10 protein-coding genes are annotated in these 14,867 nt (G+C 37.8%); 7 read left to right on the top strand and 3 right to left on the bottom strand.

Features of this window, described 5'->3' with window-relative positions:
- Positions 1-272 precede the first annotated feature (272 nt).
- Positions 273-2,903, top strand: coding sequence for an N-acetylglucosaminidase (locus tag NSQ64_RS18220; RefSeq protein WP_268357996.1), 2,631 nt, complete (start codon positions 273-275; stop codon positions 2,901-2,903).
- A gap of 17 nt (positions 2,904-2,920) precedes the next feature.
- On the opposite strand, the gene NSQ64_RS18215 is transcribed toward NSQ64_RS18220, so the two are convergent.
- Both NSQ64_RS18215 and NSQ64_RS18210 read right to left on the bottom strand, forming a co-directional pair.
- Positions 2,921-4,108 (bottom strand): CDP-glycerol glycerophosphotransferase family protein, encoded by a 1,188-nt coding sequence (locus tag NSQ64_RS18215; RefSeq protein WP_268357995.1) that lies wholly within the window; start codon positions 4,106-4,108, stop codon positions 2,921-2,923.
- 11 nt (positions 4,109-4,119) lie between these two features.
- Positions 4,120-4,890: a WecB/TagA/CpsF family glycosyltransferase gene (locus NSQ64_RS18210; RefSeq protein WP_171465837.1), complete on the bottom strand. Its 771-nt coding sequence runs from the start codon at positions 4,888-4,890 to the stop codon at positions 4,120-4,122.
- 371 nt (positions 4,891-5,261) lie between these two features.
- Here NSQ64_RS18210 and tagD point away from each other — a divergent pair, with 371 nt between their 5' ends.
- The 5 genes from tagD (at position 5,262) to tagH (ending at position 12,553) form a co-directional block, all read left to right on the top strand.
- On the top strand, positions 5,262-5,651 hold the full coding sequence (gene tagD, locus NSQ64_RS18205; RefSeq protein ID WP_008343212.1) for a glycerol-3-phosphate cytidylyltransferase: 390 nt from the start codon (positions 5,262-5,264) through the stop codon (positions 5,649-5,651).
- A 79-nt stretch (positions 5,652-5,730) separates the two neighbouring features.
- Positions 5,731-7,722, top strand: coding sequence for a glycosyltransferase (locus tag NSQ64_RS18200; RefSeq protein WP_268381897.1), 1,992 nt, complete (start codon positions 5,731-5,733; stop codon positions 7,720-7,722).
- Positions 7,723-7,760: 38 nt separating this feature from the next.
- On the top strand, positions 7,761-9,971 hold the full coding sequence (locus NSQ64_RS18195; protein WP_268381896.1) for a CDP-glycerol glycerophosphotransferase family protein: 2,211 nt from the start codon (positions 7,761-7,763) through the stop codon (positions 9,969-9,971).
- 133 nt (positions 9,972-10,104) lie between these two features.
- Positions 10,105-10,932, top strand: coding sequence for an ABC transporter permease (locus tag NSQ64_RS18190; RefSeq protein WP_171465834.1), 828 nt, complete (start codon positions 10,105-10,107; stop codon positions 10,930-10,932).
- 19 nt (positions 10,933-10,951) lie between these two features.
- Entirely contained in the window at positions 10,952-12,553 is a 1,602-nt protein-coding gene (gene tagH / locus NSQ64_RS18185) for a teichoic acids export ABC transporter ATP-binding subunit TagH (protein WP_268381895.1), read from the top strand.
- 25 nt (positions 12,554-12,578) lie between these two features.
- On the opposite strand, the gene galU is transcribed toward tagH, so the two are convergent.
- Positions 12,579-13,460, bottom strand: a complete 882-nt coding sequence (gene galU, locus NSQ64_RS18180; RefSeq protein ID WP_265153831.1) for a UTP--glucose-1-phosphate uridylyltransferase GalU — start codon at positions 13,458-13,460, stop codon at positions 12,579-12,581.
- A 241-nt stretch (positions 13,461-13,701) separates the two neighbouring features.
- Here galU and wecB point away from each other — a divergent pair, with 241 nt between their 5' ends.
- Entirely contained in the window at positions 13,702-14,841 is a 1,140-nt protein-coding gene (gene wecB, locus NSQ64_RS18175) for a non-hydrolyzing UDP-N-acetylglucosamine 2-epimerase (protein WP_041507851.1), read from the top strand.
- Positions 14,842-14,867 lie beyond the last annotated feature (26 nt).

Below are 14,867 nucleotides of genomic sequence, written 5' to 3'. Positions count from 1 at the left end.
AAAGTCAAGAAATTCGTTTTGATATAAAATACAAGTGAATTTGAAAATTCTAATGATGCTATATGATACCATATCTTTTAAAGGAAATTAAGAAATCGCTATATCTTTAAAGTGAATTTAAGATTATGTATTGAGGTGAAAGTCTCCTGAAAATGTCACTTTTCATAGGCGAATTTAAATATATTAAGCTTATTTTGTTAAAAAAGTCTGGTGTTTTTGTCGATAAAGAGATTAGTAGACTATTATGCAAAGTTAAGAGAGGGACAGGGACCGTGAAAAAAACCATCAAGATTATGTTACTCGCAGCTGCCTTTGGTATGACATTACACACGGGCAAAGAAGTGCAAGCAGCCTCCTATGTCGATCAATCCATTTATACGATTAGCACCTCAAAAGTATTTACAACAGAAGCAGAAGTGAAAAAAGCGGTTGACACGTTGAAAAAGGATAAGAAGTGGACAGCCACTTATCAAACCTCAGGAAATACATCGACTTATCAACTGACTGCCTCAGGATATGACTCACAAGCAGCAGCGAGTGCAAGTGCCGCTGCATTAAAAAAAGAGTTAGGCATGAGCGGTACGGTGTCTCCAGTAGGTGACCGCCTTCCTTTACAGAAAATCGTATCTGATCCAATCAACGATGAAAGTCAGGCGAAAAAACTGACGCTCGAGCTGACGAAAACATCAGGACTCAATAGCACGTATGAAGCTATCAATCAAAGTAGACCATCTTATCAGGTCATTTCAGGAGCCATTGATTCTGAAACGAAAGTCAAAAATATTCAAACCGAACTACAAAAACAGGCCGGAGTCACTAGTACATATCAAACCGAAAACAAAGCTGGCACCTTGTATCAGCTGATCTCAGGCAATATTGTCGGACAGAGTAAGGCAAATACCATCCTGCAAGGTTTTCAAAAGGAATCTGGTTTAAAAGCAGCACTCCAAACGGTAGCAGCAGGCAAACCGTATTACATCGTCACATCTGCTGCACAAACGAATCAGTCTAAAGCGCAAACCCTTCTGACCCAGCTGCAAAAAGAAGCGAAAATCAGCGGAAAGATTCAGAAGGCTGGAGCTGTTAAAAATGTATATAGCATGGAATCAGGCTATTTCAAAGACAGTAAGCAAGCAGCCTCAGCGGCGGCTCAGATCAAAAAACAAGCTGGTGTGTCAGGTACTGTGCAGCGAGTAGGAAAAACGAAAAATTATATCGTAAAGCTCAATCAATTAAATGACACAACTTACGCAAAAACAGTTGCCTTTTTCAAGAAAAAGAAATGGCGCTATACGTCTAAAAAGATCTCCTCTACACAGCCATATCAAGTAGTGACTGGGAATCTTTTGGGCGATGATCAAGCAAAAAAAGCAACGGCATTTTTCCAAAAGAAAAAAGTCTCTGCCACAACGAAAAAAACAGGCAAAGCATCTGATAGCACGTATCGACTTGTCGTGAATCAAGCAACGGATCAGACAAAAGTAAATAAAGGTGCTGCATACTTAAAAGCACAAAAGGTGACAAGCAGCATCACAACAGGCAAGGGGCAAGCCGTCAGTAAAGCATACAGCCTAATGACAACTCCTGTATATGATCAAAGCAAAGTGAAGCAGGCACAAGAGATCATAAAAAAAAATGGAGTTGCCAGCAGTACAAAAACATTAACAGAAGCTGTTAAGCAATACCGTATTACGACAGAGGCAACTGTGAATCAGACAAAGCTGAATCAAGCCTTAAGTTATTTAACTAAACAAAAAATGAAAGCAGCCGCTCAAAAAACGGGTGCAACTGATTATGGCCAATATCAGATCAAAACAGGGGTTATTTCGACTGCTGCCTTAAGAGACCAAGGCATGACATTCTTCAAAAAACGAAATGAACCAGCTGCTTATACAACAACGACAAAACCGGCATATAAAATCAACATCACACAGCAGTTTACAGGGTTACCAAATGCGAATGCGGCCATTGCTTTTGTGAAAAGCCAATACGGCTGGACAGCCACAGCTACCAAAATCAAAAACGGTCCAATGGTGATGCAGACGAATTATAACCTCACAGTCAATGAGATGGTAAACAAACAAATGAAGGTGTCGCCGCAGACAGATGGTGCAGCCTACGTCTATGCGACATATGTAGACCCAGCGACGTCCACAGTGAATACAGACGGGCTAAATGTACGTTCTACACCTGATTCGAGCTCTGCAAGCAACATTGTGGCACAGCTGAATAAAGGAGCAAAAGTGAACCAGCTTGGGAAAGAAGGAAACTGGATCAAGATTAACCTAGGTTGGAGAAATGCAAGTTCCGCAGAGGTGCAAAAATATGTAGATCCAGCCAATATTGTTGAGGGCACTCAATCTTATTTTCAATTTCTGAAACTCTCTGAAGCTGCGAATCTCAATCCGGCAGAGGTCAATTCAAAGATTTTAGCAGGCAAAGGGATTCTTGCAGGTAAAGGACAAGCCTTTATTACAGCAGCGAAAACGTATCATATTAACGAAATTTATCTCATTTCTCATGCGCTGCTTGAAACAGGTAACGGAAATTCCATTTTAGCGAATGGTACGATGTTTAATGGGAAAAAAGTATATAACATGTATGGCATTGGTGCATATGACAGTAACCCGAATTACCTCGGTGCAAAGTATGCGTATGAACAGCAATGGTTCACACCAGAGGCAGCTATTATTGGCGGGGCAAAATTCATTGGCAACAGCTACATCAATAATGCCACATACAAACAAGATACCATTTACAAAATGCGCTGGTCTGCGACAGCCACTCACCAATATGCAACAGATATTGGCTGGGCTTCTAAACAGGTCACTCGTATGTATAGTTTGTATAACTTACTTGATAACTATACGCTGTATTATGATATCCCCGTGTATAACAAATAAAAAAACGTCCGTGCTTCTTAATGAGAAGCCGGACGTTTTTTGTGTAAGAGCTGATGTTCAATAAAGGAAAGAAGCTGCTGACTTGATTTCCCTTTTGAATATTGATTCCATTCCTCAGCAAAGGTTTTCAATAAGTCTTGATTGGCTGATTCGTTTAGCTGCTTAAGCTCCGTTAAGAGCATATCTTGAGTGACGCAAGCCTTTCCTGGAATGATGTCTTCATAACGTTCGACTAAGCCGCGTTTTGTGCGATAAGTCTCTAGATCGTAAGTGAAGAACAAAACAGGTTTTCGGAGCAGCGCATATTCAAACACAATGGATGAATAATCTGTAATCAGGACATCGCATACAGAGAGCAATGGAAAGAGCGGCTGATCGGACACATCAAAGATCCACTCGCCATCTGTTTCTGCTTTGGCTAAATGTTTCACCGCAGGATGAAGTTTGACGAGCAGAATATAGTCGCCATTCAGCTCACTCTGCAATTGTTCTTTAGAAAAAGGTAAGACAAGACCGTTCATTGCAAAGTCCCGGTAGGTCGGCGCATACAGCAGCACTTTTTTGCCTTTTGGAAAAATATCCGTTTGAAAGGAAATAGGGCGCTCATCATAGTACGCATCTGTGAAGGGTACACCTGTTGGCAAAAAACGATCGTCGTTGACGCCAAATGAAGTTTTGAAAATCTCGCGCATGTGATCTGAGCCAGTAACGATATAATCGAAAGACGCATAGACCCGCTTGAAACGCTGCAGATCACGAGAACTACGGTGATGATTTGAAGCATCTTCAAGACCGAACTTTTTCAAAGCACCATTGGCGTGCCACACTTGAATACAAGTAGTAGAAGGTCTATTTCTTAGCACACTTGTCATCAGAAAATAATTATCTGTGACGACGACTTTGCTTTTTAGCATCGTATAGATACATTGAATGAGATGGATGGGGTTTTTTTCATGAAAATAGCGAAATGACACATGAGGCACGTCCTTTTCTATCATGGAAGCATGCTTCGTATAGAGGACAGTGAGCTTCATTGTCATATTCGCCTGTTTTTGATAAGTATCAATGAGAGCAGCTGCGTTCTCTTGGAATGAAACAAGCAGCGTCACCTGATTGTCAAGAGGTTTCACGCCGCTCATGAGCCATCCAGCAAAAGAAACAAAAGCTGCATAGCATGAGATGATCATTGAGCGTATATTCATCATGTATCAGTCTCTCACAGCTGCTTCGTCTGATCTTTTACTTGCTCAGGATAGTAGCGCTTTTTCCCTTTGTTTTCTTTTAATACGGCAAAAGCGTACTTTGGGATATTCAGCATTCGTTTCCATCTCCACGGATTGACAATGAGTCTGTACAGCCATTCCGTATTTGTTTTAATCATCCAGCGTGGTGCACGCTTCACCGTTCTGCTAAATACATCAAAGCTTCCGCCTAAACCGATGCAAACAGCTTGCGGGAACAAATGACGGTATTCATAAATAAAGTTCTCTTGGTTTGGATAACCTAAAGCAACAAACACCATATCTGCTTTTGAACGAGCAATTTGTTTTGCCACAAACCGTTTATCCGCCTGATAACCATCACAGCTGCCTGCAATCACCACATTCGGATATTCCGTATCAATTCGCTGTTTGACAGCCTCAAGCACTTCTTTTTTCGCACCATATAAAAAAATACTTTTAGATTGCTTGTTTGCGAGATCAAGCATAGACATGAACACATCAAAACCTGCAATTCTTGATTTCAACGGATGGTTTATAAGACGTGACATCAAGACAACACCTACACCATCAGGTAAGACATAGTCTGCAGAAGAGATGACTTTATGATATGCATGATCCTTCATAGTTGCATAGCCTATTTCTGGATTCACCGTTGCAATCATTGCGCCTCTTCGCTGAGAAAGGTGGTGTTGGTTCATATAACTAATAAATTCGTCTAAGTCGCCACTTACATAAGAAAGGTTAGAGACCACTTCTGTTTCCACTGTATAAACCCCCTTTTTCTTTTTGTTATCTATTGTACGATCATTGTAAATTCATTCTTAACCTACAGATCATTTTATCACAGTTACTCCATGAAATATTAACAATAACTTTACAATCCTTTTAATTTCATGACATTTTAATAAACAACTAGTCTCTAAAAAGGTTGAAATACTGGATTGACGCAGTTTCACTATTTCATCCATTAAATTGGAAATAGTTTGTCTTTACATTTTCTTAACCTTTCATAGGCATTATGATATAATGAGGTTCCGAAGAGCGAAAAAACATGATCGATGATAATAGGATTACGGATAAACATTACTGCTTGAAGCAGATGAATAAGGATGAAGGAAAGGAGTTTATGTTTGCAATGAAGAAAGTTATTACTTACGGTACATTTGATTTATTACACTGGGGGCACATTAAGCTGCTAGAGCGTGCAAAGCAGCTTGGAGATTACTTAGTGGTAGCCATCTCGACAGATGAATTTAATTTACAAAAATCCAAAAAGGCTTATCATAGCTATGAGCATCGAAAGCTGATTTTAGAAACCATTCGTTATGTAGACGAAGTCATTCCAGAAAACAGCTGGGATCAAAAAGTCCGCGATGTACAGGAGCATGACATTGATGTCTTTGTCATGGGAGATGACTGGGAAGGTAAATTCGATTTCTTGAAAGAGCATTGCGAAGTCGTTTACTTGAAGAGAACAGAAGGTATCTCGACAACTCAAATTAAGGAAGAAATTGCGGGACTATAATAGATTGAAGATAGTACTTCTTGCCAAGGTGAGAAGTACTTTTTTAAGTTTAAATTAATGAACAAAAAGGAGAACAACGTTGATTACTCATTTCTTAAATAAGGTGAAGAAGATTAGCAGCAATTATAAGAATCTATCTGAAATTAAGTTTCCTGATATGGAGTATTACTTTATTAGTGGATCAATTCCTTTTGATTTTGGAGGATTAACAAAATCTCTTTTACTCCGAATGAAGATGTTTGGTGAACTATCGGTTCAATCCACATTTTTAACTTATAAGTTTGATCCGAATTTTAAGTTTAAACTAGATCAAATAATTCATCAAAAAATGATTGATAAGTCACAATCATCTATTTTGAATATGATAGATGATTATATTATTCCGAATAGTGGAATAAAAAGAATTTATGTGGAATTTGCTGTAGGTAAAAAGGTAACAAATATAAATAATGTTGATATCATTGAAAGCAATGAAATTCGTATACAAAAATATGCTAATTTTCCCGCATTAATACAATATGTTGATGTTCTAAACGAAGCGGGAAATATCATCAAGCGTGAAGAATATAGTATGGAGGGCGTTCTGTGTAGGGTTTTGCACTATTTTCCAGGGGGAGAAGCGCCATTCCATGAGGAATATGTGAAGAATTATAATGAAATCTATCTTGAAAAAATGTTTAACACCTTTAGGAAGAATAACCCTACAATTAATATTAATTGGTATAGTCACAATGGAATTAAATCTTTTAATAGAAAAACAAGCTTACGCCAATATTGGATCGAATATCTACAAAAAAGTAATAACCAAAAAAAATTCTTTCTTGTAGATAGCCGCCATCAGGATGCTCATTTATTTAGGGTGAAAAAAGATACAAATTCTTATTATGGAGCTTTTGTTCACAGTAGTCATTATGCGAATACAAAATTTAAGCTTCAAAAAAGATTCGAAGAGTTATGTAAAAATGTTGCATTAGAAAACATGGATTGTGTATTTTTTATTACAGAAGATCAAAAAAAGGATTTTGAAAACTTCTTGGGTAAGCAGAATTGTTTTTATTTCACACCACATACACACAAAAAAGACTTCAACCCCGAATTATTAAGAGATGGGGTTGACCATAATAAAGCAGTGATCATATCTAGGCTGTCTAAAGAAAAGAACATAACTGATGCAATTAAAGCATTTAAAATAGTGGTAAACCAGTTACCTCATGTTCGCCTTGAGATATTTGGGTCTGGAGAAGAAGAAGACAAACTTCGTCATCAGATTAATAGTTTAAATTTAGAAAAACACGTTTTACTTAAAGGTTTTACTAGAGATCCCGATAAAGAATTTCAAACAGCAAAATTTTCCATCTCCACTTCTCACGCGGAGGGATTGTCTTTATCTATCTTAGAATCGATTTACAACTATTGTCCTGTTGTTTCATATGACTTTGATTATGGACCTAATGATTTAGTCCATGATGGCAAAAACGGTTATTTGGTTAAACAATATGATATAGAAGAACTAGCAGAGAGAATGGTTTCCCTTTATCAGGAGAAAAGTAAATACTCGAAGATGGTTAAGAATTGTCGCTCAATTGCTGAAAAGTATTCGCATAATAGCTATTATCTTCACTGGGAAAAAGCTCTTACCGATGTAGTTTATAAGAGAACAGAAGTGGAGAAGATAAACAAGATATTAAAAGAAATTAGATGCAATATAAATGATGCAGTGGTAGATCAAAATAGACTGGTTTTGTTGTTTGATTGGAACCTAAAAGATATAGATTTGAATAAATATACTATTGAAATAGTTGGCTTAGATAGGCGTCATGGTGCTGAGTTAATCACATATAGGCTTACTGATAATCAAGTGAAGTTCAACCTACTAGACGAAGAACTTAAAAGGAAATTGAAGTTATACGATACAGAATATATTGATTTTTACTTGAAGATTAGAAATGATGACCATATTAAATCACTTAAAAGGATTTCAGTAAATAAAGATGTTGATTTAGAAAAGGTTAATCATGCAATGTCTTACGCAACTATAAATGGAAATTATTCTTGGAAAGTAACACATTAATAGAGTGTCATATTTTAGAATAAGGAGAATACTGATTAATGATTGAGGAAACCATTCAACAGCAGTGTAAGGTTGAGAGTTTACAAAAACACCAAGAAGAAATTGAGTTGTTAATTAGTGTAGTGGACCCAGCTCCATTTGAAGGCAGAGAGTTTTTTCTATTGATAATAGAGAGAAAATCCCAATATGGAAAATACCTCCCTCTTGTTTATTTGAGTGAGAATCTATACAAAGTAACATTAAGTGAATTATCTTTGCAAATTCCATTTGAACAAGGACAGACATATAATTTTTATGTTACAGATTTTGATGAACAACAGTTAGTTGAACTGAATTCTTCTCATGGTTGGATGAATGCCACTCAGCCAGAAGAAAATAAATACTTCATGAAACGCTTGGAAATAAACATTGATATGCCTGAAATGTCGCATCTAGTGAATCATCAGAGTATGTTGTTGATGACCCCTTATCGTACTAACAAAGGGAACTTGTCCATAAAAGTAAAACGTGAAATGAAAATTGTACGATTTAAGAATATTAATTTAACAGACAATCGTGAAATTCTTTTATCCGGTTATACAGGTGTTTTAAGTGCAGAAAAACGATATAAGGTAAAAAGGGTTCAATTACTTATCAAACAGAATGAAGAACCTCTTCATGAATATCGCTTTCCTGTTTCAATTCGAAAAGAAGGTTTGGAGTTAGAAGAACAAAAGCATGTGTCTTACCCAGAATTATATCTATATGAATCCAAGTTTTCATTGGATGAGTTAGAATTCTCTTTAAAAGAGCGATTTGTTTATCGTTTTTATTTTGAATTTATTTGTGAAACAAATGGGATTGAAGAAACTTTAACAACGCCAGCTTTAAGGCTTGGAGATCGCTCTAACAAACTCAAAGGACTAGTTCAAATTCATAAAAAGAACGATGTCCCGATTCGGTATGAGGTGTACCGAACGAAAAAGAGACAATTGCTTGGCATCCGAATTAATGATTATACAATGAAAACACGTGCGAAGTACTATCTCAAAAGCAAGTGGAAGAAGTTCAAAAAGAAAATCGGCAAAATAAATAAAGTCCGTAATCGCCTTGTGACAAAAACTTTCCAAACGACCTTTCAGCTGGCGAGTAAGCTGTCTGTCAAAAAGAAAACCGTTGTTTTTGAAAGCTTTAATGGAAAACAATTCAGCTGTAACCCGCGTGGGATCTATGAGTATATGAAAGAAAATCATCCTGAATATACGTTAATCTGGAGCGTGAAAAAAGGGCATGAAGCACCGTTTCAGGAAAAAGGTATCTACTATATCAAACGTCTGTCATTGAAGTGGATTTTTGCGATGGCAAGAGCCGAATATTGGGTCATCAACAGCCGTTTACCGCTGTGGGTTCCAAAACCAGAGCATACAACATACTTGCAGACATGGCACGGTACGCCGTTAAAACGACTGGCGATGGATATGGACGAGGTGCATATGCCTGGAACAAACACGAAGAAGTACAAAAAGAATTTCACGAAAGAAGCATCGAATTGGGACTATCTCATTTCTCCAAATGCTTATTCGACCGAAATCTTTACACGAGCCTTCCAATTTCAAAAGACCATGATTGAGTCAGGATATCCGAGAAATGACTTTCTTCACAATCAAAACAATGAAAAAACGATGAGAGCACTCAAACAAAAAATGAAGTTACCGCTTGATAAAAAAATGATCTTATATGCTCCGACATGGAGAGATGATCAATTTTATAAAAAAGGACAGTACAAATTTGATTTAGATCTTAATTTGCATGAGATGAGAGCTGCACTTGGAGATGAATATGTCATCATTTTGCGTATGCACTATTTAGTTGCTGAAAACTTTGATTTAAGACCATATGAAGGCTTTGCCTATGACTTCTCTCATTATGAAGATATTAGAGACCTTTATATGATTTCTGATCTGCTCATCACAGACTACTCATCTGTGTTCTTTGATTATGCAAACCTCAAGCGTCCAATGCTGTTCTATGTGCCAGACATTGAAACATATCGTGACAAGCTGAGGGGCTTCTACTTCGACTTTGAACAAGAAGCTCCTGGACCTCTTGTGAAAGAGACAGCAAGTGTTATTGAGTGGATAAGAGAAACAGAACAGCCAACCTTTACTTTGCCAGCTTCATTCGCACCGTTTTATGAAAAATTCTGCTACTTAGAGAGCGGTGAGTCTTCGAAGCGCGTGGTAGAGGTAGTTTTTGAAACAATAAGGTAAACATGATAAAGGCTTGCAGCATTGGCTTGTAAGCCTTTTATCTTATAAAGTGAAAAATCCCTCAACATCTGTTACAATTATGAGCGTGCTTTTCAAAATTATTTACAAAAACTTATGTTTAAGGAAGATTAGAATGAACGCAATGTTGACGATATTAAAGGAGCAAATCAGCTCATTTTCGCTGATAATGCGACTTGCTGTTTATGAAACAAAATCAAAATATCAAATGAATTATTTGGGGGTTTTATGGCAGTTTTTAAATCCTTTGATTCAAATGCTGGCTTACTGGTTTGTTTTTGGTATGGGTATTCGCGGAGGAGAGCCGATTGTCATTGGTGGAATAGAGGTGCCATTTATTATCTGGATGCTTGCCGGATTAATCCCTTGGTTCTTCATTAGTCCGACGATCCTTGATGGATCAAACAGTGTGTTTAAACGCATTAATATGGTATCGAAAATGAATTTTCCAATTAGTGCTTTGCCTTCTGTTGTCATTATGTCTAACCTCTTCAGCTATTTTGTCATGATGGCGCTATACTTCATCGCATTGATTTTCAATGGTATTTACCCTGATATGCATTGGCTGCAATATATATACTATTTTATTTGCATGATTGCGTTTATGTTTTCGTTTAGCTTGTTTAATTCCACGATTAGCGTACTCGTGAGGGACTATCAATTTCTTTTACAATCAGTGACACGTTTACTTTTCTTTTTGCTGCCGATTTTTTGGAATATCTCAGAGAAGCTTACTGGAGAAAAAGCGTGGATTGCGGATATATTAAGATTGAATCCCTTTTTCTACATTATTGATGGTTTCAGAAATAGCTTGTTAAAGGGAGAATGGTTCTTCCAGGATGTGAAGTATACACTTTATTTTTGGCTGATCACGCTTCTTTTTTTAACAATCGGTTCATTGCTTCATATGAAATTCAGGGATAAATTTGTCGATTTTCTTTAAAAAGTAAGGAGTTTATACGATGAAACTAAAGGTTTCGTTTCGAAACGTATCCAAGCAATACGTCTTATATAAAAAGCAGTCGGATAAGATCAAGGGACTGTTTTTACCTAATAAAAATGAAAAAGGCTTCTTTGCTGTTCGTGATGTTTCCTTTGATGTATATGAAGGTGAGACAATTGGTTTTGTAGGGATCAATGGATCTGGAAAGTCTACGATGTCAAACCTTCTAGCGAAAATCATTCCACCGACAAGTGGTGAAATTGATATGGATGGCCAACCCTCGTTAATTGCCATCGCGGCGGGGCTGAACAATCAGTTGAGCGGGAAAGACAACATTCGCCTCAAGTGCTTAATGATGGGGCTGACGAACAAAGAAATAGACGAGCTGTATGAGAAAATCGTAGAGTTTGCGGATATTGGCGATTTTATTGATCAGCCTGTCAAGAGCTATTCAAGCGGAATGAAATCACGTCTTGGCTTCGCTATTTCAGCGCATATCGATCCAGATATCCTGATTATTGATGAAGCATTGTCTGTTGGAGACCAAACCTTTTATCAAAAATGTGTGGATCGAATCACAGAATTCAAAAAACAAGGGAAGACGATCTTTTTTGTCAGTCACTCCATCAGTCAAATTCAAAAAATCTGTGACCGGGTGGCTTGGATGCATTATGGTGAGCTTCGTATGTTTGATGAGACGAAGAAGGTTGTGAAAGAGTATAAGGAGTTTGTTGACTGGTTTAACAAGCTTTCCAAAAAACAGAAACAGAAATATCAAATGGAACATAAGGAAGGTAGAAAAGGCGTTCAAAAGCTGGAAAGAGTCACCCGTTATAAAGGAGATGGAAAACGACGTTCATTTTTTGGGCCAGCTTTTCAAGTGACGGTGATTGCTGTTCTCACCACCTTACTTGCCTTATCAATGTTTTCAGATCGTCCGCTTCGTACACTGGCCACGTTTGGTGTAATCCCGTCAAATAAGACAGAAGCATTTCAGTCAAAAAACCTCCAGACGAAGGGATCGCCTGATATGAAAAAGGTGAATCGACAGGCAATTGCCACGTCAGATCCACTTACAGTCTATAAAGATCGTGCCATGAAAAAAAAGGAGGCTGTCACTATACCATTTGGACAGGAAGTACAAGTAGTGGCTGAAAATAAACAAACCGTTCAAATCAAAACAGCATCAGAGACGTACTTTGTCAAACCTAAGGGACTTAAAAATGCAGAGGATTTAAAGTTATTATCCATTGGACCAAGTCAATTCATTTCCTATGTATCGCCTGCATCTGCTGGCTCGTATGAGTATTTACTATCTTTCCTTGGAAAAGAAGAATCTATGCTTAAGGAAAGAATGCAAACACTGTTCTCGACCAAAAGTGAACAAGGTGCTACTATTGAGCGGCTGACTACTGAGAAAACCGATTATGTGATTCAAAATGGACAGGCGAATAAGTTGGTATTCCGTGATGTTATGTCAATCTCTCCTTCAGCACTTGGGCTACCTGAACAGAATGTCTGGATGAATAAGAAACAAACGAAATTCGCAGTGAAGGGCAAAAACAATCTGTTTGTCATTGATAATGAAGAGCATACACTGACTATTTCAGTGATCAAATAAAAAGCTGCCGATACCGGCAGCTTTTTTAGTTTACTTCTTCTTTCTCGAGAAGCTGTTTCATAAAAGGAATGAGTTTCTTTTTCAGTTCCTCATCTTGAAGGGCAAATTCGAGAGTAGTCTCGATGAAGCCTTGCTTCTCACCGACATCATATCGTTTACCTTCAAAATCATAGGCGAATACGCGCTGAATGTCATTCAGCTTCTGGATGGCATCTGTCAGCTGAATTTCCCCGCCTGCACCAATCTCTTGCTGTTCAAGGTACATAAAAATCTCTGGCGTAAAAATGTAGCGTCCTAAGATGGCTAGATTCGATGGTGCTGTTCCTTGTGGCGGCTTTTCAACAAAGTTTTTGACTTGGTAGCGGCGTCCTTCTTGTGTAAGAGGGTCGATGATCCCATAGCGATGCGTATCGTTGTCTGCTACTTGCTGAACACCAATGACAGATGATAGAGTTTTTTCATATTCATCCATCAGCTGGCGGAGTCCAGGTGTTTCGGCTTGTACAATATCATCACCTAATAAAACAGCAAAGGGTTCATCACCAATAAAGTTGCGTGCGCACCAAACAGCATGTCCAAGACCTTTTGGTTCTTTTTGACGAATGTAGTGAATATCAGCAATGTTAGAAGATTTCCTTACTTTTTCTAACAGCTCCTTTTTCCCTTTTTCCTCTAGGTTACGCTCAAGTTCTGGAGCAAAATCAAAATGATCTTCAATTGCTCTTTTTCCTTTTCCAGTGACGATAATAATGTCTTCGATTCCTGATTCAACAGCTTCTTCAATAATATATTGAATGGTTGGTTTATCAACAATTGGGAGCATCTCTTTAGGCATAGCTTTTGTTGCAGGGAGGAAACGTGTTCCAAGACCTGCAGCTGGTATAATGGCTTTACGTACTTTTTTCAATTTATTTTGCACCGTCCTTAACTACTGATGTGAAAATTAATAGAATACCACTAAATTCTACCTTATTTTTAAAAGTAATCAAATAATTTTATGATGTTTAAAGTAATTTTAATAAAAAATTGTAAGTATAAATAATCAGATCTGTGAAAATTTTATTAATTTTAGCAGGGTTAGTTTATCATTCTTAGAGATCTTCTGTATAATAAAAACAATATGTAATGATGGAAAGAGGCATAAACAAGTGAAAAAACTAAATGTAATGACTATTTTCGGTACTAGACCTGAAGCAATCAAAATGGCTCCACTTGTCCTTGAACTTAATAAACATCCACAAATAAATTCAATTGTCACTGTAACAGCTCAGCATAGAGAAATGCTAGATCAAGTTCTTGAGGCATTTTCTATTACGCCAGACCATGATCTAAACATCATGAAGCAGCGCCAAACATTATCTGAAATTACATCAAATGCATTGTTGAAACTAGATCAATTATTCCAAGAAGAAAAACCTGATATTGTGCTTGTTCATGGCGACACAACGACAACCTTTGCAGGAAGTTTGGCTGCGTTCTATCACCAAATTTCTGTCGGCCACGTCGAAGCTGGCTTAAGAACTCACAATAAATACTCACCGTTCCCTGAGGAATTGAACCGCCAAATGACAGGCACTATTGCTGACATTCATTTTGCCCCTACGGCTGAGGCGAAGCAGAATCTTTTAGTAGAAAATAAAAAAGAAGAAACCATCTGTGTGACAGGGAATACGGCCATTGATGCGTTGCAAACAACAGTCACAGAACACTATCAACATCCAATTTTAGAGAAGATCGGTTCAGATAAAATGATCTTATTAACGGCTCATCGCAGAGAAAATCTCGGTCAGCCGATGAAGAACATGTTTAGAGCGATTCGCCGTGTTGTCGAAGAATTTGAAGATGTTCAAGTCGTATACCCTGTCCATTTAAATCCTGCTGTTCGTGATGCGGCTCAGACAGAATTCAGTGATCTTGATCGTGTGCACTTAATTGAGCCGCTTGAAGTAGTTGATTTCCATAACTTCGCTGCTGCGTCGCACTTTATTTTAACGGATTCTGGCGGTGTGCAGGAGGAAGCTCCCTCTTTAGGAAAGCCAGTATTAGTGCTGCGTGATACAACAGAACGTCCTGAAGGCGTGAAAGCTGGTACGCTTAAGCTTGCAGGAACCGATGAAGAAACCATTTATCAGATGGCAAAAGAGCTGTTAGAAGACAAGCAAGAGTATGATAACATGTCGAAGGCTTCTAACCCATATGGTGATGGACAAGCATCGAAACGAATTGTCCAAGAACTCCTTCATCGTTTTGGTTTAAGTGATGAAAAACCAGCCCCATTCCAATCATAAAAAAAGAAGACTACAGGAATGTAGTC

The organism is Bacillus sp. FSL W8-0183, from assembly GCF_038006825.1.
Lineage (GTDB): Bacteria > Bacillota > Bacilli > Bacillales > Bacillaceae > Bacillus > Bacillus altitudinis.
The sequence above is the reverse complement of the archived record's forward strand: the minus strand, read 5'-3'. Positions and strand labels throughout refer to the sequence as shown.

Coding starts and splice junctions, on each gene's coding strand:
- tagD (WP_008343212.1), top strand. CDS start 5,262: ATGAAGAAAGTTATTACTTACGGTACATTTGATTTATTACACTGGGGG.
- tagH (WP_268381895.1), top strand. CDS start 10,952: ATGAAACTAAAGGTTTCGTTTCGAAACGTATCCAAGCAATACGTCTTA.
- NSQ64_RS18190 (WP_171465834.1), top strand. CDS start 10,105: ATGAACGCAATGTTGACGATATTAAAGGAGCAAATCAGCTCATTTTCG.
- NSQ64_RS18195 (WP_268381896.1), top strand. CDS start 7,761: ATGATTGAGGAAACCATTCAACAGCAGTGTAAGGTTGAGAGTTTACAA.
- NSQ64_RS18215 (WP_268357995.1), bottom strand. CDS start 4,108: ATGATGAATATACGCTCAATGATCATCTCATGCTATGCAGCTTTTGTT.